At 61.4% G+C, this 24,877-nt stretch carries 23 protein-coding genes and 2 pseudogenes; 12 read left to right on the forward strand and 13 right to left on the reverse strand.

The window, feature by feature from the left end; genetic code table 11:
• Positions 1 to 48 precede the first annotated feature (48 nt).
• The 5 genes from ACTJLB_RS25470 to ACTJLB_RS25490 all read left to right on the forward strand — a co-directional run bounded on the left by ACTJLB_RS25470 (position 49) and on the right by ACTJLB_RS25490 (position 7,786).
• Positions 49 to 1,059, forward strand: a complete 1,011-nt coding sequence (locus ACTJLB_RS25470; RefSeq protein ID WP_440784872.1) for a dihydroxyacetone kinase subunit DhaK — start codon at positions 49 to 51, stop codon at positions 1,057 to 1,059.
• 11 nt (positions 1,060 to 1,070) lie between these two features.
• Positions 1,071 to 1,697: a DAK2 domain-containing protein gene (locus ACTJLB_RS25475; RefSeq protein ID WP_440784873.1), complete on the forward strand. Its 627-nt coding sequence runs from the start codon at positions 1,071 to 1,073 to the stop codon at positions 1,695 to 1,697.
• A 613-nt stretch (positions 1,698 to 2,310) separates the two neighbouring features.
• Complete coding sequence (locus ACTJLB_RS25480) at positions 2,311 to 4,011, forward strand: tannase/feruloyl esterase family alpha/beta hydrolase (protein WP_440784874.1); 1,701 nt, start codon at positions 2,311 to 2,313, stop codon at positions 4,009 to 4,011.
• A gap of 209 nt (positions 4,012 to 4,220) precedes the next feature.
• Positions 4,221 to 6,635 carry a two-partner secretion domain-containing protein gene (locus ACTJLB_RS25485; protein ID WP_440784875.1) on the forward strand — a complete coding sequence of 805 codons (2,415 nt, stop codon included), beginning with the start codon at positions 4,221 to 4,223 and terminating at the stop codon, positions 6,633 to 6,635.
• Positions 6,636 to 7,096: 461 nt separating this feature from the next.
• Entirely contained in the window at positions 7,097 to 7,786 is a 690-nt protein-coding gene (locus ACTJLB_RS25490; protein ID WP_440784876.1) for an SDR family NAD(P)-dependent oxidoreductase, read from the forward strand.
• Between the two features lie 82 nt (positions 7,787 to 7,868).
• Here ACTJLB_RS25490 and ACTJLB_RS25495 read toward each other — a convergent pair whose 3' ends face one another.
• The gene (locus tag ACTJLB_RS25495; RefSeq protein WP_088176389.1) at positions 7,869 to 8,240 is read right to left on the reverse strand and encodes a YciI family protein; all 372 of its coding nucleotides are present in this window, start codon (positions 8,238 to 8,240) and stop codon (positions 7,869 to 7,871) included.
• An 83-nt stretch (positions 8,241 to 8,323) separates the two neighbouring features.
• A complete protein-coding gene (locus ACTJLB_RS25500) occupies positions 8,324 to 8,956 on the reverse strand; it encodes a glutathione binding-like protein (RefSeq protein ID WP_440784878.1) in 633 nt (210 codons plus the stop codon).
• A 112-nt stretch (positions 8,957 to 9,068) separates the two neighbouring features.
• Between ACTJLB_RS25500 and ACTJLB_RS25505 the strand changes: the two are divergent.
• Positions 9,069 to 9,438 (forward strand): annotated as a pseudogene (locus ACTJLB_RS25505) (winged helix-turn-helix transcriptional regulator).
• A gap of 137 nt (positions 9,439 to 9,575) precedes the next feature.
• Positions 9,576 to 10,706: a GAF domain-containing protein gene (locus ACTJLB_RS25510; protein ID WP_440784879.1), complete on the forward strand. Its 1,131-nt coding sequence runs from the start codon at positions 9,576 to 9,578 to the stop codon at positions 10,704 to 10,706.
• A 104-nt stretch (positions 10,707 to 10,810) separates the two neighbouring features.
• Here ACTJLB_RS25510 and ACTJLB_RS25515 read toward each other — a convergent pair whose 3' ends face one another.
• Positions 10,811 to 11,566, reverse strand: a complete 756-nt coding sequence (locus ACTJLB_RS25515; RefSeq protein ID WP_310066903.1) for a DeoR/GlpR family DNA-binding transcription regulator — start codon at positions 11,564 to 11,566, stop codon at positions 10,811 to 10,813.
• A 78-nt stretch (positions 11,567 to 11,644) separates the two neighbouring features.
• Between ACTJLB_RS25515 and ACTJLB_RS25520 the strand changes: the two genes are divergently transcribed.
• Positions 11,645 to 12,244 (forward strand): NUDIX domain-containing protein, encoded by a 600-nt coding sequence (locus tag ACTJLB_RS25520; RefSeq protein WP_020067722.1) that lies wholly within the window; start codon positions 11,645 to 11,647, stop codon positions 12,242 to 12,244.
• A 236-nt stretch (positions 12,245 to 12,480) separates the two neighbouring features.
• Here the strand turns inward: ACTJLB_RS25520 and ACTJLB_RS25525 are convergent.
• Positions 12,481 to 12,696 (reverse strand): annotated as a pseudogene (locus tag ACTJLB_RS25525) (MBL fold metallo-hydrolase); the annotation flags it as partial.
• An 86-nt stretch (positions 12,697 to 12,782) separates the two neighbouring features.
• Here ACTJLB_RS25525 and ACTJLB_RS25530 point away from each other — a divergent pair.
• From ACTJLB_RS25530 to ACTJLB_RS25540, 3 genes are read left to right on the forward strand one after another with little or no spacing between them, the layout of a single operon-like run.
• Positions 12,783 to 13,100: a metalloregulator ArsR/SmtB family transcription factor gene (locus ACTJLB_RS25530; RefSeq protein WP_440784880.1), complete on the forward strand. Its 318-nt coding sequence runs from the start codon at positions 12,783 to 12,785 to the stop codon at positions 13,098 to 13,100.
• Between the two features lie 15 nt (positions 13,101 to 13,115).
• Entirely contained in the window at positions 13,116 to 13,550 is a 435-nt protein-coding gene (locus ACTJLB_RS25535) for a YeeE/YedE family protein (RefSeq protein WP_408130719.1), read from the forward strand.
• 1 nt (position 13,551) lies between these two features.
• A complete protein-coding gene (locus ACTJLB_RS25540; protein WP_440784881.1) occupies positions 13,552 to 13,989 on the forward strand; it encodes a DUF6691 family protein in 438 nt (145 codons plus the stop codon).
• A 93-nt stretch (positions 13,990 to 14,082) separates the two neighbouring features.
• On the opposite strand, the gene ACTJLB_RS25545 is transcribed toward ACTJLB_RS25540, so the two are convergent.
• Positions 14,083 to 14,784, reverse strand: a complete 702-nt coding sequence (locus ACTJLB_RS25545; protein ID WP_440784882.1) for a carboxymuconolactone decarboxylase family protein — start codon at positions 14,782 to 14,784, stop codon at positions 14,083 to 14,085.
• 115 nt (positions 14,785 to 14,899) lie between these two features.
• Positions 14,900 to 15,298, reverse strand: coding sequence for a (R)-mandelonitrile lyase (locus ACTJLB_RS25550; RefSeq protein WP_440784883.1), 399 nt, complete (start codon positions 15,296 to 15,298; stop codon positions 14,900 to 14,902).
• A 111-nt stretch (positions 15,299 to 15,409) separates the two neighbouring features.
• On the opposite strand from ACTJLB_RS25550, the gene ACTJLB_RS25555 reads away from it, so the two are divergent.
• Positions 15,410 to 16,312, forward strand: a complete 903-nt coding sequence (locus ACTJLB_RS25555) for a LysR family transcriptional regulator (RefSeq protein WP_425181024.1) — start codon at positions 15,410 to 15,412, stop codon at positions 16,310 to 16,312.
• Between the two features lie 6 nt (positions 16,313 to 16,318).
• Here the strand turns inward: ACTJLB_RS25555 and ACTJLB_RS25560 are convergent, their stop codons facing one another.
• From ACTJLB_RS25560 to ACTJLB_RS25590, 7 genes are all read right to left on the reverse strand, one after another.
• Positions 16,319 to 16,693: a glyoxalase/bleomycin resistance/extradiol dioxygenase family protein gene (locus ACTJLB_RS25560; protein WP_440784884.1), complete on the reverse strand. Its 375-nt coding sequence runs from the start codon at positions 16,691 to 16,693 to the stop codon at positions 16,319 to 16,321.
• 7 nt (positions 16,694 to 16,700) lie between these two features.
• Complete coding sequence (locus ACTJLB_RS25565; RefSeq protein WP_440784885.1) at positions 16,701 to 17,219, reverse strand: DinB family protein; 519 nt, start codon at positions 17,217 to 17,219, stop codon at positions 16,701 to 16,703.
• Between the two features lie 176 nt (positions 17,220 to 17,395).
• Entirely contained in the window at positions 17,396 to 18,940 is a 1,545-nt protein-coding gene (locus ACTJLB_RS25570) for a methyl-accepting chemotaxis protein (protein WP_440784886.1), read from the reverse strand.
• A gap of 134 nt (positions 18,941 to 19,074) precedes the next feature.
• Positions 19,075 to 20,112 carry an XdhC family protein gene (locus tag ACTJLB_RS25575; RefSeq protein ID WP_440784887.1) on the reverse strand — a complete coding sequence of 346 codons (1,038 nt, stop codon included), beginning with the start codon at positions 20,110 to 20,112 and terminating at the stop codon, positions 19,075 to 19,077.
• An 83-nt stretch (positions 20,113 to 20,195) separates the two neighbouring features.
• Positions 20,196 to 21,554 (reverse strand): MFS transporter, encoded by a 1,359-nt coding sequence (locus ACTJLB_RS25580; RefSeq protein WP_020067712.1) that lies wholly within the window; start codon positions 21,552 to 21,554, stop codon positions 20,196 to 20,198.
• A 58-nt stretch (positions 21,555 to 21,612) separates the two neighbouring features.
• Entirely contained in the window at positions 21,613 to 23,271 is a 1,659-nt protein-coding gene (locus tag ACTJLB_RS25585) for a UbiD family decarboxylase (protein WP_440784888.1), read from the reverse strand.
• 125 nt (positions 23,272 to 23,396) lie between these two features.
• Positions 23,397 to 24,869: an NAD-dependent succinate-semialdehyde dehydrogenase gene (locus ACTJLB_RS25590; RefSeq protein ID WP_440784889.1), complete on the reverse strand. Its 1,473-nt coding sequence runs from the start codon at positions 24,867 to 24,869 to the stop codon at positions 23,397 to 23,399.
• Between the last annotated feature and the right edge of the window lie 8 nt (positions 24,870 to 24,877).

The following is a 24,877-nucleotide window of genomic DNA, read 5'->3' on the forward strand; positions in this document are numbered from 1 at the left end:
GCGTCTTTTTGCATTCTGTGAAAGCACCCCGAACCGGAGGAGCACGACATGAAAAAAATCATCAACGAACCCGATGCCTTTGTCGATGAAATCATCGAAGGCCTGCTTATCGCGCATCCGGCATGGATCAAAAGCGCAACTGCGGACAAGCGGGCGCTGGTACGCAAGGACGCGCCGAAAGCGGGGCGCGTGGGCATCGTGACGGGCGGCGGCTCGGGTCATCTGCCGGGCTTTCTCGGCTACGTGGGCGAGGGTTTGTGCAGCGGCGTCGCGGTGGGCAACGTTTTTTCATCGCCGTCTGCCGAGCAGATACTGGAAGCGACGAAAGCTGTGAATGGCGGCGCCGGTGTGCTCTACGTGTATGGGAACTACGGTGGCGATGTGCTCAACTTCGATCTCGCGGCCGACCTGGCCGAGCCGGACGGCATCGAGATCCAGACGGTCGTGCTGACCGACGACGTGGCCTCCGCGCCCAAGGAACGTGCCGCGGACCGGCGCGGCGTGGCCGGCATGCTGTTCGCCTTCAAATGCGCGGGCGCCGCGGCGGAACGCGGCGACTCACTGGACGAAGTGGCGCGTATCTGCGGCAAGGCCAATGCCAATTGCCGCACCATGGGCGTGGGCCTGTCGCCGACGATCCTGCCCGCTGCCGGCAAACCGACCTTCACCCTGCCCGAAGGCGAGATGGAGATCGGCATTGGCATTCATGGCGAGCCCGGCACGCACCGCGGCAGCCTCGAATCCGCGGATGCCATTGCCGAGCGCATCACGCGTGAGATTCTCGACGATCTGGATGCGGAGAAAGGTTCACGCGTCGCGTTACTCGTCAACGGACTCGGCGCGACGCCGTTGGAAGAGCTCTATCTGCTCTATCGACGTTCGGCGCGACTTATCGCGGATCGCGGATTGAAGGTGGCGCGCTCGTATGTGGGCGAATATGTGACGAGTCTCGAGATGGCGGGCGCATCCATCACTGTGATGCTGCTCGACGACGAACTTCAGGCGCTGCTCGAAGCACCGGCAAATTCGCCGTTCTTCCGCGACGGCACGCCATCCTGACGAGGCATGCGATGAGTGTATCCAACAACGAACTGCGCGAGTTTCTGACGCGCGCATTGAATGCGCTTCCCGCTCACGCCGACGAACTGCGCGACCTCGATGCCGCCTTGGGCGATGGCGATCTCGGCATCACGGTTCGCGCGGGATCGGCAGCGGTCGTCAATGCGCTTGCCGCATTGCCCGACGGCGCATCGCTCAGCGATGTGCTGCTGGCCGCGGGCAAGGCCTTCTCGACCGCCAACCCGTCCACGTTCGCGGCGCTCGTGGGCGGCGGTCTGCTTGCTGCTGCCAAGGCGGTGCCCGGAGTACAAGGGATGGGGCGCGCCGAAGCGCTGGCGATTGGGCGCGCGGTGGCGGCTCGCATCGTCGAACGCGGCAAGAGTCAGCTCGGCGACAAGACGGTGCTCGATGCGCTGCTGCCGAGCCTCGATACGCTGGAGGCATCGCAAGGCAGCGCCGTCGAGCTTCTCGACGCGATGATCGCGACGGCGCAGGAAGGCGTCACCGCGACGGCCTCCATTCAATCGAAAAAAGGCCGTGCCGCGTGGGTGCAGGAACGAAGCATCGGCCATGCGGACCCCGGAGCAACGGCATACGTGCGCTTCTTACAGGCGCTGCGCGAGGCGTGTGCTGGATAGCGCAATTCGAGGTGGGGCCGCTTTGCTTGCTCGGGTAAGAAAACTGCGTTGAAGGGGCGCCGGCCTTTCTACATCCGAAGCTCTGTATCGCGCGCAATCCCGCAATCGGGCTGTTGAACGTCATGCTGCTCCCACTGGCACCGTGTACGGTGCCAGTCGGGACCGCTTGCGTCGTATGGACCTGTCGCTTCTCCATTAGTGCAGGCTCCGTTCAACCTCGAAGCCAGACACCGGCGTCTGGTCGACAACACTTCCTGTCTACACGAAATGTCTCTGAAGGACACTGGCTGTCCGGAAAAGACCTTACGTGGCGAACTGCATCCACACTACTATCACTCGCACAACAGTCCGTCGGATCGGGCTGCGATCGTTCATAGGCATGACGCGGCGCACCAATGTCGCGCGCAGGGCCGTGCGTTCGGCATAAGCGCACGAGATCATAGTTAGATATACGAAATAAATATTCGACGCCGTTAAATTGTCGAATGTGGCGTGAGTGGAGCCCCGGCGGCGGCAACGCGATCTGAATCTGGCTGTGGTGAAAGCGTTATCGATGCGTGTGGCGAGGCGAGCGCCCAGACGGCGAGTATGGCGTTCTCATATCGGAGACAGCATGATTTCACTTGATACTCGTATCTTGAAGATAGCGGCCGTGGGCGCGTTCTGGATGACATCGGCGGCCTCGGCAGCCACCGGCGCCGCGAGACCGCCCGCGGGGCCCGTAGCCGCCTGCGAACGTCTTCAAGGCTTTGTCGTCCCTCCATTCGAAATCGGCTTGTCCACTTCCGGCGCGACCGTGGTTTCCGTCAAGCCGGTTGCTGCGAGCGGGACTGGCGCAAAAGCTTTACCGGATTACTGCGAGGTCACAGGCAAGATATCTCCGCTCGACAGATCCGCGCCCGACATCCAGTTCAAGGTCGGACTGCCTGCGCAATGGAACGGCAAGATCGTCATGTTCGGCGGTGGTGGTTTCGACGGCACCATCCCCGACATAACGGGGAACGTACCGAACGGCCCGGTCGACGAACTGGTGCCGCTTGGCCGCGGCTACGCAACCTTTGCGAGCGACTCGGGCCATCAGGCCAACGCGCTCGGCTCACAGGACGGACGCTTCGGCTTGAACGACGAGGCAGTGAGAAATTTTGGCGGTGACGCGTTGAAGAAAACGCACGACGCGGCGCTCGCCATCATCAAGGCGCGGTATGGGCATTGGCCGCATAAGGCTTATTTCGCCGGCGGATCGACGGGCGGCCGCGAAGCCGTGACAGCGATTCAGCGCTGGCCGTCCGATTGGGACGGTGCGATTGCATGGTATCCCGCATGGGACGACGCTGCCGCGCTGCTCGGCGGTCAACGCATGAACCGTGCGCTCGCGAAACCCGGTGCCTACCCCTCCGTTGGCAAACGCAAAGCGCTGTACGACGCGGCGATGCAGGCATGCGACTCGCTCGACGGCGTTGCCGACGGGCTTATCAGCGACCAGCAGCAGTGTAACGCCCGGTTCGATCCGGTTACCGCTACGTTGAACGGCGCTCCGCTGCGTTGCCGGAACGGCGCGGACACCGGCGACAATTGCCTTTCGGACCCACAAATCGAGGCTCTGAAAACAATAAACTCGACGACGCATTTTCGCTTCCGGCTCGTGAGCGGCGAAACTCAATACCCCGGATACAACGTCTGGGGAGCGGACCTGGGCATCACCACACGGAGTTCGCCAGTCGAGCCCGTGGTCACGTTTCTCGCTTTCGGAACGTCCCAGCCGGCCAATCCCATGCCTGCAAGGGCGCCATACATCAGCGTTCTAACCGACCAGTGGTTCAAGTACGCCGTGACGCGCGACCCTGACTTCAATTCACTCTCGATCGACCCCGAGCAGCCCGGCGTGTGGGCGAACCGTATTAGCGAACTGAGTTCGCAGCTCGATGCAAGCACGGACATCTCGGCTTTCAGGAGGCACGGCGGGAAGTTGCTACTGGTGCATGGATTAGCCGATGTTCTGGTCAGTACGCGCGCGACCGAGGAATACTATCGGCGGCTACAAGAGCAGTTCGGCATCCGTCAAGTCGATTCCTTCGTACGCTTCTACGAGATTGCAGGAATGGGCCATGCGGTGAGCAGTACCTTCAACGCGACCTGGGATTCACTGTCCGCGCTCGAGCAGTGGGCCGAGAGAGGCAAGGCCCCTGTCGCGCAGGTAACGACCGATACCGCTGGCGTGCCTGGCCGCACGCGGCCGCTGTGCGACTACCCCGAGTGGCCGCGGTACGTAGGTGGCGACGTCAATCGGGCCGAATCGTTTCAATGCTCGCGATGAGCGATTGGCGTGACACCGATTAAGTCGCCGACAGGGCCGCCACAGAAAATGCGGCCACAGCCGCAACGACAAAAGGCGTAAAACGCAGAGATATCGGCAGGCGTGGGCAGGGCCAGCAGCTATTCTTCAGACGTTGTTGCCAACGCATTTGCGCTCGGCTCTGCTGGTCATCTGCAGCCCTTCCACCGATAGGCGGAAAAAGGGGGTGTATGTCACGTCCTCAACTACCTCGGCCTGCGCGACGCGCACTGCGGCGTCGAGATTCGAACGCGGGCTTCCTGCTGGCCATCGGCATTTCGCTGACTGAACTATCCCTGACACCTGTGGCACTCGCGACGGGCAGCCTTCCACAAGGCGGCACTTATGTGGCAGGCACCGGCGCGATAGCAGGTCAGGGCAACGGGCTCCTGATTACTCAGCCGGGTTCAACGCGCGGGGTGATCGACTGGAACAGCTTTTCGATCGGCAAGACCAACAGCGTGACGTTCGAGAACGGCTCCGGCGCGACGCTGAACCGGGTGACGGGCGGTTCACCGTCTGCCATATTCGGCAGGCTGAATGCGACGGGCAGCGTCTATGTGATCAATCCGCAGGGCATCGTCGTTGGACCATCGGGCGTTATTGCAACCGGCGGACGCTTCGTGGCGTCGACGCTGGACATCTGCAATGACGCCTTCATGCAGGGCAGCGGCTCGCTCACGCTATCGGGCACCTCGAACGCAGCCGTGATCAATCTCGGCAAGATCAGTTCGAGCGGCGGCGATGTATTCCTGATTGCGCGGCATAACGTCATCAACGCCGGCACCGTCGCCGCGCTCAACGGCACGGCGGAACTGGCTGCGGGCGAGCAGGTGCTGCTGCAAGACTCTGCCGGCAGCAAGCAGGTGTTCGTGCAGACAGGCAGTCAGGGTACGGTCGTCAACAAGGGGCGAATAGCCGCCGCGCAGGTCAGCTTGCAGGCCGCCGACGGCAACGTGTATGCGTTGGCTGGCAAGGGCACGCGCATCCGCGCGACGGGCACCGCGAGCCGCGACGGCCACGTATGGCTCGTCGCTGACAGCGGCCGTGTCGAACAACTCGGCAAGATCGCCGCAAGCAACGCTGACGGCAGCGGCGGAATCGTCGACACGCAAGCGGCCCAACTGGAGTTGGGCAGGCACGCGGTGGTGAATGCAGGTGAGTGGAATCTCTCGATGCCAAGCTTTACGATCGATGGCGACGCTGCGCATGCTTTGCAGCGCAGTCTGAGCTCGGGCACCTCGGTCGATATCAGCACGACGGGTGCCAACGGCGCGACGGGCGACCTGGGTATCGCATCGAGCGTGCGCTGGCGCGGTCCCGCTTCGCTCACGCTTGCCGCATACCACGACGTCTCGATCGCCGCGGGTACGACCATCGCGAACGATGGTGCAGGCAATCTGAGCTTGCGCGCCGACGCATCCGCCGTCGACAACGGCGGCAGCGTCATCAACAACGGCACGCTGGACTGGTCGAAGAGTACCGGCATCGTCCGTGCGTTTTACGACATGAACGGCAGCTACACTCCGGGGACGAACCTTGCCAATGCAGCATGGACAGCCGCTCCGTATAGCGGCGTCGTCACGCAGATAACCGGCTATAAGCTGGTCAATTCATTGAGCGATCTGCAGAACATCTCGCTCGATCTCGCAGGCAATTACGCGCTAGGCAAGGATCTCGACGCGAGCGCAACCAATACGTCATTCGCTTTCTCTTCGCTCGGTAATGCCGCTACGCCTTTCTCCGGTCAGTTCGATGGCTTGGGCCACGTGATTGACAGGTTCTCACAATCCGATCGAGGTTTAATGCCGGCGGTAGGACTGTTCGGTGTAATCGGTCCGACAGGAGTCGTGCGCAATCTCGGGATGACGAACGCCAATCTCAGCACCTATACCTACTCTCCAGCAGGAATTGCGTTCGGCATTCTGGCCGGGCTGAACCAGGGCATCATCACATACAGCTATACGAGCGGCTGGCGCGGCACCGCATCGTTCGAAGGTGCGACGACCGGCGGACTGGTCGGGCGGAACGACGGGTTGATCGAGCGCTCGTCGAGCAGCGCGTTCGTCGGTTCGGCTGGTCTTCTGGGTGGACTTGTCGGTACCAATACCGGGACCGTTTTGCAATCCTACGCAAGCGGAAACGTGAGTGCCGGCTACCATGGCATTGCGGGCGGATTGATTGGCGGCAACTCCGGAATCGTCTCGCAATCCTATTCGACTGCCATCGCGTATGGGGGGGTGAGCGCGGGCGGCATCGCCTATTCGAACTCGGGAACAATCGAGCAGTCGTTCGCGGCGGCTCTGGTTCAAGGTTATTGCTGCAGCCCGCCGGATACGTCAACCAGTTTCGGCGCTATCGCCGCGTACAACACCCCAGCGGCTGGCGCAGGGATATCAACGAACGTCTATTGGGACAAACAGACGACGACCCGAACCGCCAGCGCGGGGACCGGCCCGCAGCTGCCCGAGTCGAACGGGCTGACCACTGCGCAGATGAGCGACCCGGCCAGTTTTGTCGGCTGGGACTTCGGACCGACTGGCGCGTGGGTGATGCCTCCCTTATCCTCGCACCCAGTTCTCAGATGGCAAGTCACCGGGCACTGAATCACGCCGCTTGAATGAGCGTCGGGAGCGTCGCACCACGCGGCGAGCCGGTGTTCAGGGCAGATCAAATACAGAAAGCCCCAGAGCAATGAAGCCTTTGGTCCGCTTGTAGCGAGTTGCCGCTTTGTCGCGGAAGCGGGTGTCGCCGACGTTTCCGTCCCGCTAATCAGCGCATCCACTGGATATGTAAAGTTCCGCGCGCCCGACTGGGCGCAGGCGCTTATCAACGGTTGATCTCGCCTTTTCTTTCCGGAACGCGTAGCTGCTGGGCAACGGCGCTCCCGGATGTGAGGGGCGTTTCGCGTCAACTGAAGCATGTCAGCCAGTCATTTCTGCAATGACGGCAACGTGCTGGACTCCACATCACGTGAGCGGTAGCTTCTTCAAACGCGCAAAACTCGCGCTCGGTGTCTCCATGAGACGACACATGGCTAGTCTTTTCTTCAAGGAGCGCACATACGATGGCAACTGACAAAACCGCACTAATCATTGGTGCTTCCCGCGGACTCGGCCTGGCGCTTGCGTCGGAGTTCAGTGGACGCCAGTACAACGTAATCGCCACGTCGCGAGGATCGTCTCCAAAGCTGGCAGAACTGGAGGCGCAATGCTCGGGGAGAGTGACGACCGAAACCGTAGACGTAGTGGACCTGGAATCGGTAAGGGCGCTTTATGAACGCCTCGATGGTCACAAGCTTGACGTGTTATTTGTCAACGCGGGCGTTTGTAAGGCAAACGAACTCACACCGTTGCAGGTGGACGAAAGCGACTTTCTCGACATGATGCTCACCAATGCGCTCAGTCCGATGCGGATCGTCGAAATGTTCCACAACCTCGTCGCGGAAAACGGTGTAATCGCTGTGATGTCGTCCGAAATCGGAAGCATCGAAAACTCCGCCGGGTTCTGGGAACTGTACAGTTCGAGCAAGGCAGCCTTGAACATGCTGATGAAAGCCTTCTCGCAACGTCATCCTCAAGACAGCCGCGCGCTCCTTCTTGTGGCGCCGGGCTGGGTTCGAACCGACATGGGCGGCAGCAATGCGACGCTGGATATTTCTGAAAGCATTCCGCTTGTCGTGGACATGATCGAAGCAAACTTCGGGGTTCCGGGTCTGCGCTTCACGGATCGCTACAACAAGGCTATACCTTGGTAAGTGCCAGTGCGCCAACAGGGTGGGGTGTCCGGCTTCCGACCCGCGACGCCCCTTGCTGCTTTCACGCGTGTTGGTAAGCCCGTCAAGGTCCCAGGTAGAAATCAAACGGAATAAGCTCGACCGCCCATCCGCCTTCTTCGCCCAGTGTGGCGGCCGGGTGCATGGACGCGATGCGCAACGCTTCGTCACGGCTATCCGCCTCGATGATGAACAGGCCGCCCACGACTTCCTTCGATTCCGTGTAGGGCCCGTCCGTGACGTGCGTCTTGCCACTGAGCGGGCGAAGCGTGCTCCATTTGTCCAGATCGCCAAGCGACGCGGAGATCAGAACCTTGCCGGTAGCCCGCATCTTCTCGTCTAATGCGGGGCATTGGCTCACCAGAGCCTTGACGGCTTCTGGTGTCATGGCGGCGAATTTTTCGGGGGTGAAGTAGGCCAGGCCGAGGTATCTCATGGGAGTTCCTTTGGGTGGGACATACACCTACGACGAACCTGATGATCGAAAATCGACATTCTCCGAAGAGAATTTGTAGCGGGTCACGCCAGCCTGTCGTCTTCCCGCAGCACCCGCTGGACGGCCGGTCTATCCCTGATTCGCTGATACCACGCCTGCAGGTGGCGATACGGACCGAGATCGATATTCGCGTGGTACACCGATTTCATCCACGAGGCGGTGCCCCATCCTGTCAATGCGAAAAGGTAAGCATCGGCAATCGTAAAGCTGTCGCCCATCAAAAACCGCTTACCGTTTAATTGACGATCGATCCAGCCGAATCTGCTTTCGAGCTTCGGCCTCGCGGTATCGACCCACTTTCCTGCAGCCACCGCATAAAGCAGCGGAATGAAGCCCTTATGGATTTCGGTGCTCAGGAAGTTGAGCCATTCGAGCAGCCTGTAACGTTCAATCGAACCATGAGCGGGCGCGAGTTTCGATTCCGGCGACTGGTCAGCAAGGTACTGGGCGATGACGGTACCCTCACGCAGAAATGTGCCGTCCTGCAATTCCAGAAGCGGCACGTAGCCAAGCTCGGAGACATCGTAATAGCTCGTCCCGTCTGGCAGCAAATGGCGCCGCGCGTCGACCGTGACGACATCGGCATTGAGCCCCGTCTCCTGCAATACGATGCAGATTGCTTGCGAACAGCTTCCAGGCGCGTGATACAGCTTCATGCGGTCTTCCTTTAATGATCATGTTGCGAGAAGTATCCCGCGCAAAGGCTAAAAAAAGAAGAAGGCAGAAGTTTGTGATATAGGTACAAAAACTATACCGGACAGAAAAGCAATGAGGCAGAGTGCAACGGGATGTTCGATCGAAGAGGCCATGCGTCTGCTAGGTGGACGCTGGCGTTTGCTGCTGGTGTCCTATCTGCTAGATGGGCCGAAGCGCTTCAATGAGCTTCGCCGTGATGTGCCGGGCATATCGCAGCGCATGTTGACGCTCGACTTGCGGGCGCTGGAGCAAGCGGGGCTGATTCAGCGGACGGTCTTTGCAGAGGTCCCCGTGAAAGTCGAGTATCGACATCACGAGTGACGGTGAACGGCTAAAGCCAGTCATCGAAGTCATGCGCGAGTTCGGCCTCTGGCTAAAAGGGCGCCCGATTCTGGACTCTCAGGAAGCGGACCTCGAGTGTGCAGAAGATGCATCGCAATAGATGCCTTCGCGGTTTTCCGAATGGGTGACTGGTGCTTCTACCCGTCAACCGCTCACATGACATATCCTCTTGCCAATGTCACTACGGCCACAACAAGGCCACAACGCGGCCACAACGCGGCCAAAACACGAATAGACATGGAAGACCCCATCATCACCACCCGCGCAGCGGCCGAACTTCTGGGCGTATCAATCCGCACAGCACAGACGTGGATTGAAGAAAATGCTCTCGACTCGTGGAAGACGCCAGGCGGACACCGCAGGGTGCGCCGCAGCGCCGTGATGGATCTCATGGCCCGACTGGCGCGCGAAAGGATTCAGGGACCCGCACTGGTTCTGGTGCATGCGCCACAGCACAAACTTCAGCGGTACGTCGATACCCTCAGCCTCTCGCCCGAATGCACGGTGCACGTGGAGGCCGACACTTTCAGAACGTTGCTCACTGCCGGCTATCTCTTACCCATGATCGTCGTCCTTGAACTGGGTGGCGGCGACAGCGACGGTCAGCGCATTGTTCAACGGATTCTCAGTCATCCGGGGCTCGGTCATACCAGTATCGTCGTGACGGGTGAAGCAACAGGTGAGGACCTGATTAACCTGGGGGCTTCACGCAGCCGCGTGCACATTCTTCCTGCTAACTGGACCGCGGAAGCGCTGCAGAGCAAAGTGCGCCAGTTGCTGAGCGACAAGGGCGCGCTTGCTCGGACTGCAACTGGACCGGTCAGCGGGGAGCCTGCCACTAACGAGTCGCAGCGTCTACTGGCCGTCGCCGCCGCTGGCGTCGTCGATACACCTGAAGAAGAAGCGTTCGACGAAATCACGCGGCTGGCCGCAACGATCATCGAGGTACCCATTGCGCTGCTGACGCTGCTCACACCTGACCGCCAATGGTTCAAATCTCATTGGGGCCTCGACCGGCAAGAGACGCCCCGTTCATGGGCGTTTTGCAACTTCACTGTCCTGCAGGATGACGTGTTCGTCGTCGAAGATGCAACAGCCGACCGGCGTTTCGCCGAGAACCCGCTGGTGACAGGCGAGCCGCACATCCGGTTCTATGCAGGCGTCAACATCCGCGACATCCAGGGTTACGCGCTTGGTTCGTTGTGCGTGATCGATCGGGCGCCAAGAAGGCTGCCTCATTCTCACCGTGACGCGCTGGCCACGTTGGGTCGCCTCGCGTCTGACCGTATCAACCTGCGCATCAGGGAGCGGCAGCTTAGGTGGGCGGTTGCGGCATCCGCCAACACCAATCCGGCGGGGAGCGCCTGACAGTCCCGGGCGACCGGGAGCCTGGTCGCCGAGCCCGCAAACGAGCTTGTTTTGAAGGCCGAGAGACGGCGTTAGGCTTGTGCGGTTGGCGTTAGTTGGCACCGCTACGCACGCACGACTGTGACGCCCGCAGATTTGATCTGTTTAATCACTTCACGGTCGGCGTCCTTCTCGACCACGATGGTCTGTGCGAGCGAGATCTCACCGATGACGAACCGCGACGCCGCGTTGAGCTTGGACGACGACGCGAGCACGACTGTTTCTGCCGCACGCGCAGCAAGCGCGCGCTTGATCGCGGCTTCCTCGAAATCGCCTGTACTCAGGCCCGCCTGTGGATGAACGCCGGTCACTCCCATGAAGTACCAGTCTGCATGGATGCGCGAGATGCCCTCCATAGCAGCGGCGCCAACGGCAACGATTGAATGCTTGTAGAGCCGGCCGCCGATCAGAATGACCTCGACGCAGGGATGCTCAGCGAGCGCCGTCGCGACGCTCGGGCTGTGCGTGACAATCGTCGCACGCAGATCAGCGGGCAGTGACTTGACCAGCAATGCGGACGTGGTTCCGCCGTCAATGATCGCTGTCTGTCCGGGCGCAATCATCATGGCCGCTTGCCGTGCGATCCGCTGCTTGGCCGCTGTTTCAATGTCGCGGCGCGCCTCGAACGGTGCGAGCGCCGGAGAAACGGGCAAGGCGCCGCCGTGAACGCGTTGCAATAGTCCTTCCGCAGCCAGTTCGCGCAGATCCCGGCGAACGGTGTCTTCCGACACGCCGAATTCAACGCTCAACTCTCCCGCGAGCACCTGGCCATCGCGGGCGAGCGCATCCAGGATAGCTTTCTTACGTTGCGTAGTTAACATTGGGGTGCACGAAATATCTTGATATTGCACGAAACTGCACGATACCATGAGCGCCATTCGCTGTCGACTGGAGACGCCATGAGCGCAACGAAAGACCGGGTTCGCATCGTCGAGTCAACCACGCTCTCCGACGATTGGTACACGCTGAAAAAGGTGACATTCGACTTTCTCCGCCGCGACGGTACGTGGCAGCGTCAAAGCCGCGAAACGTACGATCGCGGCAACGGGGCAACTATCCTGTTGCATAACCGGCGCACAGGAAATGTCGTGCTCACGCGCCAGTTTCGAATGCCCGTGTTCGTGAACGGGCACGACGGCATGTTGATCGAGGCGGCCGCCGGTCTGCTCGACATGGCCACGCCGGAGGAGCGCATACGCCTCGAAGCAGAGGAGGAGACCGGGTATCGCGTGAGCAATATTCGCAAGGTCTTCGAGGCTTACATGAGTCCAGGATCAGTGACCGAGAAGCTCTACTTCTATCTGGGCGAATACGACGCGTCCACGCGCGTGAACGATGGCGGGGGCATCGAAGACGAGGGCGAGGATCTCGAAGTGCTCGAAATGCCGCTCGGGACCGCTTTGCAACTCGTGAGAAGTGGAGAGATCGTCGACGGCAAGACGATCATGCTGTTGCAGCATCTGGCGTTAAGCGAGATTGCGGAGGCAGGCCGAGCATGAAGGCCAACTCGCTCTGAGTGCGGGCCGTTATCGCTGTCTGCAGCAAGCGCTTTCTGAGGACGGTGAGCTCATCGTGAACGTGCCGACCCAGTGCGCTCTTCCCAACCTGACGTTCGAATCAAAGCACGCTTAAGGGAATCTTAAGGCAGCGGGTGCCGTTTTCCTCGGCAGGAGGCAGATCGCCAGCCCGCATATCGACCTGCACGGAAGGCACGATGGGGACGGGCGTCGCCAATGTGGGCGTGCGTTTCAAGTATCCACTTAACGTGCATGCCTTTCTGGCGCACGAACTCGATGACCCGGTCCGCATTCGTCGTTGCAGTGCGTCCTGACTTTGGGTCATAGTCGAGAACCGGGTCAACGATCGCGCATTCCAGTTGCCCGGACTGGAAAACCACGTGACTGACCGTGCCGGTCACCGGATCGAAGTACGGCTGAACCGTGGGCTGCATGCTGAGCTCCTCAGAGATCGTTCATTCTATTCACGAACAATATATTGTTCAATATAATGTACATGTGTGAATTAGAGGATGATGACATGAGGAAGAAGTCCGTCCCGATCGACTTTTCGGCGATGCCGGCCTCGGCAGAAAAAGCCTGCGCGCTGCTGAAGGTGCTGGCTAATCCCGACAGGTTGCTGCTGATGTGTCAGTTGTCGCAAGGCGAGCTGTGCGTGAGCGACCTCGAAGAGCAACTGGGAATACGTCAACCTACGCTTTCCCAACAGCTCGGCGTACTTCGCGACAACGAACTCGTCGAAACACGCCGCGAGGGCAAGAGCATCTTCTATTCCATCGCGAGCAAGGAGGCGATTGCGGTCATGAACGTGCTCTACGACCAGTTTTGCGCCCCTTGAAGATGAGGACTGACCATGTCGATTGATACTGCGAGTTTTACGCCCGGCCTGTCCCTGACGGGAGGTCTAATGATTGGCGCCGCAGCGGCGATGCTGGTTCTCTTCAACGGGCGCATTGCGGGCATCAGCGGCATTCTCGGCGGCCTGCTGAGCGGGTCACACAAGATGCTGGGATGGCGGATCGCTTTTCTTGCAGGGTTGATCGGTGCACCTGTGCTGGCGAACCTGCTCGGAGACCCGATAGCGCCTGATATCGAAGCAGGGTGGGTCCAGATACTTCTCGCAGGATTTATGGTTGGCATCGGCACGCGCTACGCAAGCGGTTGCACGAGCGGCCACGGTGTCTGCGGCATCTCGCGGGGCTCCGTTCGTTCGCTTGTCGCGACGGCAATCTTCATGGCAACCGGTTTTCTGACCGTGTTCGTGTCCAGACATTTGCTGGGAGGCTGAGATGAGTTTGCTCGTGGCCATGTTGTCCGGCCTGCTGTTTGGAGTGGGCCTGATGGTGTCTGGCATGGCCAATCCTGCGAAGGTGCTGGGATTTCTCGATCTCGCGGGACGATGGGACCCTTCACTTGCATTGGTGATGGCAGGAGCGATAGCTGTCGGCGCTGTAGCGTTCCTGTTTGCAAAGCGTCGCAAGAAGTCGCTGCTGGGTCTGCCCATGCAGATTCCGGCCAGCGCGAACGTGACGTTGAGACTTGTACTGGGAAGCGCGGTGTTCGGCGTTGGTTGGGGGCTCGCGGGGTTTTGTCCCGGACCGGCACTTGTCGCGCTGGGCGCCGGCCTCCCAAAGGCGTGGGGTTTCGTGGCCGCGATGCTCGCCGGCATGGGCGTGTTCGAGTTCATCGAGCGAGCTAGCCAGCGTCGGCAGGATGGTGCGCTCTGATTGGCGGTACAACCGCGCGGTGAAAGGTCTCGCGCGGATGCGCCGGTTCAGATTGCAGGCCGTGCCTGATCGTTCTTCGTTTTGGCCGAACGCTTAGCTCGACCGCTTCAACAACACCTCTTTGAATACGGGCATCGCTGAAAAAACATTCGGCCAACCAGCGTAGAACGCGAGTTGTGTCAGCATTTCAGACGCCTCGGCGTTGGTCAGCCCATTGTCCATCGCGCGATTCAGGTGATACGGAATCTGCGCCACCTGACCATTGGCGACGAGAGCGCTTACGGTCACGAGGCTTCGGTCGCGAGGGACGAGTCCGGGACGCAGCCAAAGATCGCGAAACAGCGCATCCGTCGTGTACTGAACCACGCCGGGAGCAACCGCGCCGAAGTTCTCCTGAACCATCTCTGCACGCTGTTTCTCGGCGGCTTCGTTCAACGGCAGAGGTTTAACATCGGCCGGGGAGAGTTGGTCGGGGCCAATGCTACGTTCATCAAAGACGCGTTTGACAATCGCGGAAGCAGCCGTTGCATTGGCCCACCCGGAATAGAAAGCCAGATGCGCGATCATTTCCGAGATCTCCGCGGGCGTCACGCCGTTATCGAGCGCTAAACCAAAGTGAAAAGGCATCTCAATGGTCTGGTTGCGGGCGATGAGCACGGCCAGGGTCACAATGCTCCGATCGCGGGCGGAGAGCTGCGGCCGTTTCCACAATCCGTCGAGCACTGTTTGGTTGGTGTACCGCTCGAACGCCGGAGAAGCCGACTTCAAATCAACGGTTGTCAGCGAATCTTGCATGTTTCTCGTCCTTTCCAGATTCGTACAGGCGGCCAGCAAAACGGCCACGCAAGCTACTGCGACCAGGCGCGATATGAGGCGTGCTTGCGGGCGTGCTTGCGGGCGTGCTTGCCGATTACGGTTTGCGATATTGCTCATCAGTGACTTTCTCGAGCCATTCGACGTTCTTGCCGTCGAGTGCTTCCTGAATCGCGATGTGAGTCATCGCCGTGGTCTCAGTTGCGCCATGCCAGTGTTTGTGGCCCGGCGGGCACCAGATCACGTCGCCTGCGCGGATCTCGACGCGCTCTTCGCCTTCGCATTGAGTCCAGCCGCATCCGGCGGTGACGAGGAGCGTTTGACCGAGCGGATGCGTGTGCCACGCTGTGCGTGCGCCAGGCTCAAACGTCACGGCGGCGCAAGACACTCGCGCGGGCGGCGGCGGGGTGTTGAGCGGGTCGATCCGGACAGTTCCGGTGAACCATTGTTCGGGACCTTTCATTGATGGCTGCGAGCCAGCGCGTTTCAGTTCCATGATTTCTTCGCCGATGTCCGATTAACGTAATACACATGTCCACAATGTAAGCCTTGGCCGGCTAATGGACTAGGTGGCAAAATCGGGATGCCCTTATGCGCTGGAGCATTAATGAACGAAGACTTCAACGATCTCGCCGGTTTCATTACCGTTGCCCGGGAGCGCAATTTCACTCGCGCGGCGGCGCAACTGGGTGTTTCGCAATCGGCGCTGAGTCGGACCGTGGCGGGTCTCGAGCGACGCATTGGTCTGCAACTCCTGACGCGAACGACCCGGAGCGTTTCGCTGACTGAGGCGGGGGAGCGGCTTCTGTCTGCTATCAGGCCACGCTTCGAGGAAATCGAGGCTGAAGTTGCCTCGTTACGAGGGATGACAAATCGGCCGAGCGGCACCGTCCGGATTACCACTACGGACTACGCCGCCAACACCTTTGTGTGGCCGCGGTTGCAGCCTTTGCTGCGTCGATATCCCGAGCTCAAGATCGAACTGGTGAATGACTACGGGCTAGCTGACATCGTTGCCGATCGCTTCGACATTGGCGTGAGGTTGGGCGATCAGATAGAGAAAGACATGGTCGCAGTGCGTATCGCGCCTGACATGACGATGTGCATCGTAGGTTCGCCGAAATACCTGCAGTCGAGGCCGCACGCAAAAAGGCCGCAAGATCTCACTCTTCATAGCTGCATTAATCTGCGCTTACCGACGCGGGACTCTTTACTGCCCTGGGAGTTGTCGAAAGGCCGGCGCGAGTTGCAGGTGCGCGTCGAAGGACAACTTACGTTCAACAACGTCTATCAGATGGTCGATGCAGCCCTTGCCGGATTTGGCCTTGCATACGTGCCGAAGGATCTGGTCGAGCAATACGTCCGCGCTGGGAAGCTTGCATGGGTGCTTGAAGATTGGTGTCCGACCTTCGTCGGGCATCACGCCTACTATTCGACCGGAAGAAAATCTTCGCGGGCGGTCCAGCTTGTAGTCGATGCGCTAAAGGCGGGTTATCAAAGCGTGCGGTGAACGTTGTCAGTACATCGCTACGTGTGAAGAGTTCAATGGGCGAGCGCAAGCCCGGGTCGAAACGATCAACCGGAGACCCTCCCAGATATGACCGTCCGGATCCTCGAAGCTGCGGCCGTACATGAAGCCGAAGTCCTCCACAGGCGTGGGGTCGGCCCTGCCGCCGGCACCGCTCGCCTTATCGACCATGCTGGAAACTTCGTCCCGACTATCCGCCGAAAGACACAACAGCACCTGCGCGTCCGTGTGTGCGTCGACGATTCGCTTGCTGGTGAACTGGCGCCACTTGTCGTGCGTGAGAAGCATCGCGGAAATCGTCTCGGAGAACACCATGCGCGCTGCGGTGTCGTCACTGAATGCGGGGAGGGCAAGAATCGACAAAAGCTGATCACGCCTTGAAACCAAACTCCGGGTGGCGCGCGAGAAAGACCGGCAGGTCGGTGGTCGGAGGTTTCGCCGGTACGTCGAAGAACATTTCGCACACCCAGCCGCGGTGATACGAAGCGTGGTTCACGAGATGCATGAACATGGCGCCGCGCGACATGACGGAACGCTCGCCCGAGATGAACGCGAACGAAAGCTCTTCGTCTAGCGAGGCGTCGGTCTGGGCATCGGCCCAGCTTTCGAACCATGCGTTGAGTTGCTGTTGCGCGACGCGCAAGCTTTCCAGGTCGGCGTGCAAAATCACGTTGCGCGAGGTGAAGCCGTGTTCCTTGCGTTCGAGATGCGCCTTCCAGATCAGATCGACCACGTAGTTGTGGTTAAGCGTGCCGATCATTGTCTTGAACAGCGTCTGCCGGATCTTGACGACTTCATCTGGCGGCAATGCGGCGGTAGCGTCGAACAGTACGGTGTCGGCCCAGGTTTTATAACGGGAAAGAATGCGAGCGGTTTGGGTATTGAGCATGCCGGGTTCCTCAATGATTCGTTTGCCTCGTTCAACACATCCAGTGGCGCGCGACACGCGCCGCATCGACATCTCTCCGTCGGCTGAATACGCTGTATACAATTATACATCGGGACGTAGTAGGCCGCATTTAGCGGCCACAACAGTCGCGCCACCGTACCGCATGCGAACACGGACTAACTCAACCGGAAGACCGCCACTGCGTCGCGCAACAGCCTCGCCTGATCGTCGAGCGAGGTGGCCGCGGCCGCTGCCTGTTCGACCAGAGCGGCGTTCTGCTGCGAGACCTCGTCCATCTGCGATACGGCGAGGCTCACCTGTTCGATGCCATCTCGCTGCTCGTCGGACGCGCTCGCTATCTCCCGCATGATTGTGGTGACACGCGTGATCGAGTCGCTGATCTCGTGCATCGTTTCGCCGGCGACGCTGACGAGTTGCGAGCCCGACGCCACACGTTCGACCGATTCATCGATCAGGGTCTTGATTTCCTTGGCGGCCGCGCCGGCGCGTTGCGCGAGCGAACGCACTTCCGACGCGACCACGGCGAAGCCCCGTCCCTGGTCGCCGGCGCGGGCGGCTTCAACGGCGGCGTTGAGCGCGAGGATATTGGTCTGAAATGCAATGCCTTCGATCACGCCGGTGATGTCGGCGATCTTTTGCGAGCTGCGGTGGATTTCCGTCATCGTTGCCACGACATTGCCGACGACCTGCGAACCGCGCGCTGTGACGCTATGCGCCGACTCGGTCAGCAATTGCGCGGTGCGCGCGTTGTCCGCATTCTGCCGGACTGCCGCGGTCAATTGCTCCATGCTGGCCGCCGTCTCCTGCAGCGAGGCCGCCTGTTCCTCGGTGCGCTGCGAGAGGTCGTTGTTGCCGGCGGCAATCTGCCGCGTAGTGCTGGCAATGGATTCCGAGCCGCGCGTCACTTGCCGCACAACCTTATCGAGACCGCCCTGCATCTGTTGGAGTCCGTCGACGAGCTGGCCCATTTCATCGCTCGTGCGTGCGCGAAGCGACCCAGTCAGATCGCCTTGCGCAATGCGCTGCAGTGCCGCAAGCAGGCTGGAGAGGGGCATCACGATCGCCCGACGCAATCCGTAAGCGCAGGCCGCGCAAATGGCGAGCCCCAGTGCGATCAGCACCGCGCCCACGACACGCAACCTTGCATTGAAACGCTCGGCCGAAGCAAACGCCTGCTTGCCATATGCGCTCTTCCAGCGATCGAGCGCCTCGCTGCTATTCGAGAGCACGGTCGAGAGCGGCGAGATCGCCTTCGATGCGATGCGGTCCGCCGTGTCGCGATCGCCTTTTTTGAGTGCATCGGCGAGCGGTACGATGCCACGCTGAACGAGTGCAGTGCGCGCCTCATCCACGCGATCTGCAAGCGCCTGCTCCTCTGGCGGAAGCCCGAGTGAACGGTAGGCGTGCCACGCGCGATCGGAGTCCGACAGGTGGCCGAGCGCTTTCGCGACGGCCTCCGGCACATTGGCGCCCTCGGGATGTATCAGCGCGCGATTCAGCACCGCGCGCGCGATCTCCAGCTTCAGATTGGCCCTGCCCACGGCAATCGATGCGGCCAGCTGGTTGGAGTAAGCGTAGTCGAGCGCGTCGTTCGAACGTTGTATCGCGAGCTGCCCGAGCATACCCACCGTGACGATGACCACGCCCAGCACGGCCATCACGGCCGAGAGCCGGCCGGAGATTGAAAGACGACGAAACATTTTTTGTCCCCGATTAACATCTGGTCTGAATCAGTTTGGGTCTCTGCCCGAACCGCTTTGTTGTCCCCATTCGTGAGGCGGCGCGTGATCTGCATCGCGCCGTAATGGCCGCGCGTCTGCTGCTATCACCAGAATCAGTGACGCGCGGTAATAGCGCAGTTCGTCTGCTCATTCACCGCAACGTCCAGCCTCGTTTTTGCATCCTCAATCCGGAATTCGCCCGGTAAGGCGACACCGTTCCTGACCGCTGTGACCTCGGCCAGAATCGATACCGCGATTTCCGGTGGCGTACGGCTGCCTATGTAAATGCCGATGGGCCCGCGCAGACGGTTGAGTTCATCGTCGGTGAGATCGAAATGCGTTTCGAGCCGTTCGCGCCGCGCGGCATTGTTGCGGCGCGAACCCAGCGCGCCGACATAGAACGCCGGCGTTCTGACCGCTTCCATCAACGCGAGATCGTCGAGCTTCGGGTCGTGCGTGAGCGCGATCACGGCGCAGCGCTCGTCCAGTTTCATGTCGAAAACGGTGTCGTCAGGCATCGTGCGCACGAGCGTCGTGCCCGGCAGATGCCACACGTCGGTATATTCCTCGCGCGGATCGCACACGGTGACCTGATAGTCGAGTCCAAGCGCGATCTGGCAGAGATACTTCGAGAGCTGACCTGCGCCGATCACGAGCATCCGGTAACGCGGGCCGTGAACGGTCAGCAACATGCGGCCGTTGAAATCCATGCCGTCGGCTGAGTGAGCCGGAAGGAGTTTCACCGCGCCGTTTTTCATGTCGAGCGAACGTGCGACGAGCTGGCCTGCCATCACGCGCCTGCAAAGTTCGTCGATACCGCTTGCGCGCGTCAGCGGCTCGAGCACGAGCTCGATCGTGCCGCCGCACGGCAAGCCGAAGCGGTGCGCTTCGTCGGCGGAGATGCCGTATCTGAGAACTTCCGGGCGTGTCTGCTCGATGCCCTGGCGGCGCACGCGGTCGATCAGATCGTCCTCGATGCAGCCGCCCGAAACCGAACCTGCCACCGAGCCGTCATCCAGAATGGCGAGCATCGCGCCTTCAGGCCGCGGCGACGAACCCCACGTCCTCACAACGGTCACGAGCAGCACGCGCCGGCCGCTTTCGATCCAGCGCGCGCTCGCCTTCAATACTTCGAGATTGACGCTATCCATGAACACACCGTGTAGTTGCCCGGCCTGAGCCGGGGTTCGGCGAAGTCGCGTTAATGTCGCTTTAATGTCGCTTTAGTGCCGCTTCAATGCCGCGATAGCGCCGAGCGCAACGACATCTCGCGCGCAGCCTCGGGCGTGATGGTCCGGTTGAGCATGAAGCAGGCGACACCCGCCGCGAGCAGCGGCAATGCACCGAGCAGAAAGATCGTGCCGATCGGCGTGCCGACGGCGATCAGCAAACCCGCCAGCAGCGGGCCGATGATCGCGCCGATCCGCGCCACGGCGAACGAGGCTCCGGTGGCAGTCGATCGGATGAAGGTCGGATAGATCATGCTGGAAATCGCATTGAGGCCGATGTTGCCGCCCAGCACCAGCAGACCCGAGATCAGCGCCATCGCCATGGTGAGACTCGCGCCCGTGCCGACCGCTACGCCGAGTGCCGCTACCGGAATGGCGCCGAGGATCATCGTCAGCGTCATGACCGATACGCCCTTACGGTCGATCAACCAGCCGAAGAACCAGCTGAAGCCGGCGCCGAGCTGGAACAGCGCCTGGCTGCGCGCTGCGTTGGCGTAGCCGATCTCGTCGGTCAGAAGCGTCGTCATCCATTGCGAGAGGAAGAAGTGCGTGACGAACGAAAGACCGAGCCCGAGCCACAGGAAGGCGGTCATCGCAGAACGGCCCTCGGTAAAGAGGTGCCTCACCGGCACACCCGTGCGGATCTGCTCCGGAATCGAGAAGCGTGTGTCGTCGGCGAAATGCGCGCTCGGCTTGAGCTTGCGCGCGTAGTGGAGAATGCGTTCGCTGCCAGGCTTGCGCAGCGTCAGGTAGCGGATCGATTCAGGCAGCCCGATGAGCAGGATGATGCCCGCCACTACCGCGCCAGCGCCGCCCACGTAGAAGACCGAGCGCCAGCCATACGCCGGGATGATCTCGGCAGCGAGCAGGCCGCCGCCGGAGGAGCCCGCGGTATAGCCGAGATAGAGCAGGGTGATGATGAGCCCGCGCTTGCCTGAGCGCGCGTAGTCGGTGATCAGCGAGACCGCCATCGGCATGCCGCCGCCAATGCCGAGCGCTGCGCAAAAGCGCAGGACCGACAGTTCGACCAGGTTGTGCGCGAACGGCACGGCGAACGTGAAGACACCGAACAGCGAGGTGGCGAGCAGGATCGCGCGGCGCCGGCCGATCCGGTCGGCCAGCATGGCGAACACCACCGAACCCGCCATCCACCCGACGATGCTGATGTTGAACACGGGCGTCATCAGCGCCCGGTTGATGCCCCATTCCTTGATGATGCCGGGGGCGGCGTAATTCAAAGCCTGATTGTCGAAGCCGTCCGCGAGCATGACGAGCGCGCACAGAATGAAAAGGCTCACAGTGAACCAGCTTCGCTCCTGCGTCTCGATGACGTGGGCTATATCGACGGTATTGTTTTGAGTCATGGCTGTCTCCGGATGCCTCTGCTCCACGGGTTGTTCAGTGCGGCGTGCAAGCGTGCGCTTATTCGCCGTGGCCACCCGAGGCCTCCCGTACCGGAGTTTCCGGCTTCACACCGCCTCGCCGGTTGGCCCACGTACGTTCACCCGTTTCGCGCCAGCCGCCGGAGGTCGCCGCTTCTGCGTACTCGTCCCAACGCTTGTCCCAGTCGCCGAGGTGATAGCCATGCCATGGCGGCTGCGGCGTCAGGCTCGGCAGATTCAGCTCTTCCCAGATCTTGCGTGCCGCGCTCATGTATTGCTCCTTCGGCAGCGCGAGCGGCGGCATCGGATGCTTGAGCGTCGCGTCGATCAGCAGCGTGCTTTCGAGCGGCGCGCGGCCGGACTTGGGACCGTGACCGCTCGCGCGGTAAGGCGTCACGTGCAGGTCATGCGTGAAGTCGGAGCGATAGGCGAGGGACCAGAAGATCGCATCGGCGTTTTCCGGGTCGATGTCTTCGGAAACGGCGATCACGAGCTTGCCGCACTGCGCCTGCAGCGTCGCGGCGCCTTGCAGACCGCGCCAGACTTCCGCCTGCTGCGTACCGCGCGCGAACTGCAGGAAGATCACCTTGCGCAGGTTCGTGAGCGGTTCGTGCATCACCACGCGCTTGATGCCGCGCACGCCCATCACCTTGCTCAAATGTTCAAGGTACAAAGGCTCGTAGGCAACCTTCTTCAGCACGGAGCTTTCGCTCGGTGTCACCTGACTGATGATGGAGACGAAGACAGGCTTCTTCTTCATCGTGATCGCGGTGACGTGCATCGACATGTTGTAGTCTTCGAGCGCGATGTGGCCGTGGCTTTCGCCGAACGGACCTTCGGGCTCCAGCGCGTCGGTGTCGATCAGACCTTCGATCACGATTTCGGCGTCGGCGGGAACGACGAGATCGATGGTCTTGCAACGCACCACCTCGACAGGAGCGCGCATCAAACCGCCGGCGACGGCCATCTCGTCCTGATCGATCTGCAGTTTTTGCGGACCGGTGAACAGCACGGCGGGCGCGCAGCCCAGCACGATCGCGCACGGCATTTTCTCACCCATCGCGCGATATTTTTCCCAGTGCAGATAACCGCCCGCACCCGACAGACGGCTCGCCATGCGCACGCCCAGCCGGTCTTCCGATTTCAGCGCGGCGCGGTAAGTGCCCATGTTCTGCACGCCGCTCTCCGGATCTCTGGTGACGCACAGCGTAGCGGTGAGATAGGGCGCAGCGTCGAAGCCGGGCGTGGAGACGGGCACCGGCAGACGCGACAGGCCTTTTTCCTTCAGCGCATCGCCGCTGATCACCACTTCCTGACAGGGCGCCTCGTTCACCATGACGGGCGGGACCGGCTCCGCAATCGCTTCGGTCCATGCCTTGCCGATCTGCTCGACCGGAAGACCGAGGCCGGTGGCGTAAATCTCCGGCGAGGCGGCGAGTCCGCCGACCAGAACCGGGATGTCGTAGGTGTGTCCTTCGCCGTCCACGACGTTGGTGAAGAGGAAAGCGCGACGCTGATCTTCGTGCAGGCCGCCCTGGAACTGCCAGCGCGCGAGCGGGTGCAACTCGGTGTCCTTGTTGATCGGCCGGTCGATGCGCGTCAGGAGGCCTTTGGCTTCCAGCCGGGCGATATGGTCCTGCAAGTCGCGCGGCGCGCCGCCGGTTGCCGTTTGCGAGTGGTCTTGGGGCAAGGGTGACATTCCGTTTCCTAATATGAGACCCAGCTGGGTAAATCCGTAGGATTGTATGATTGCATGTGAATAAGACGGCTGTCAACGCGACGCTGCGCCTGGAGCCCGGTCGCGGGCTCGCGACGCGGCGTCGCTCAAAGACCGCCCATGCACAGATATTTGATCTCGAGGTAGTCCTCGATGCCGTACTTCGAGCCTTCGCGGCCGAGGCCGGACTGCTTGACGCCGCCGAACGGCGCGACCTCGTTGGAGATGAGGCCGGTATTGATGCCGACCATGCCGTACTCGAGCGCCTCGGCTACGCGCCAGATCCGGCCGATGTCGCGGCTGTAGAAGTAGGCGGCGAGTCCGAACTCCGTGGCATTCGCCGCGGCGATGGCCTCTCTTTCGTTCGTGAAGCGGAAGAGCGGGGCGACGGGGCCGAACGTCTCCTCGGTCGCAAAACGCATCCGTGCGGTCACGTCGCCCACCACGGTCGGTTCGAAGAACAGCTTGCCCGCCCCATGGCGTTTGCCACCGGTCAGCACGCGCGCGCCTTGCGCGACGGCGTCGGCAATATGCGCCTCGACTTTTTCCACCGCCGCTTCGTTGATGAGCGGCCCTTGCGTCACACCGCTCTCGAATCCGTTGCCGACCTTGATGCGGCCGACCGCCGCCGCGAATTTTTCTGCGAACGCGTCGTACACGCCGTCCTGCACGTAGAGGCGGTTCGTGCAAACGCAGGTCTGCCCCGCGTTGCGGTACTTCGAAGCGAGCGCGCCTTCGACGGCGGCGTCGAGATCCGCGTCGTCGAAAACGATGAAGGGCGCGTTGCCGCCGAGTTCGAGCGAGAGCTTCTTCACGGTGGGCGCGCACTGGCTCATCAGCATGCGGCCCACTGGCGTGGAACCGGTGAACGAGAGCTTGCGCACGATCGGATTGCTCGTCATCTCGGCGCCGATCGAACGCGGGTCGCCGACCACCACGCTGAACACGCCGGCCGGCACGCCCGCGCGATGCGCGAGTTCGGCGAGCGCGAGCGCCGACAGCGGCGTGGCTTCCGCGGGCTTCAGGATCATCGCGCAGCCGGCGGCAAGTGCGGGCGCGACTTTGCGCGTGATCATCGCGGCGGGGAAATTCCACGGCGTGATCGCGGCGCATACGCCGATCGGTTCTTTGGTCACCAGCATCCGTTTGTCGGCGGCGGGCGAGGCGAGCACGTCGCCGTCCACGCGCTTGGCCTGCTCCGCGAACCACTCGATGAACGACGCTGCATAACCGATCTCGCCTTTCGCTTCCGCAAGCGGTTTGCCCTGTTCGGCCGACATGATGATCGCGAGGTCGTCCGCGTTCGCGATCATCAGCGCGTGCCAGCGCTTGAGGATCGTCGATCGCTGTGCGGCGGTGAGCTTGCGCCAGCCGCGCTGCGCGTGCTCGCCGGCTTCGATCGCTCGACGCGTTTCGGCGCCGGTCATGAGCGGCACGTCGGCGATCTTCTCGCCGGTTGCGGGATCGTCGACGGCAAACGTGCGTGCATCGTCGGCGCCACACCATTGCCCGTCGATGTAAGCAAGCGTGCGCAACAGGCTCGGGTCTGCGAGCCGGGAAAGCGGATTGGATTCAGTCATGGTCATCG

The sequence above is a fragment of the Paraburkholderia sp. 22098 genome, from assembly GCF_052045935.1.
Classification (GTDB): domain Bacteria; phylum Pseudomonadota; class Gammaproteobacteria; order Burkholderiales; family Burkholderiaceae; genus Paraburkholderia; species Paraburkholderia caledonica.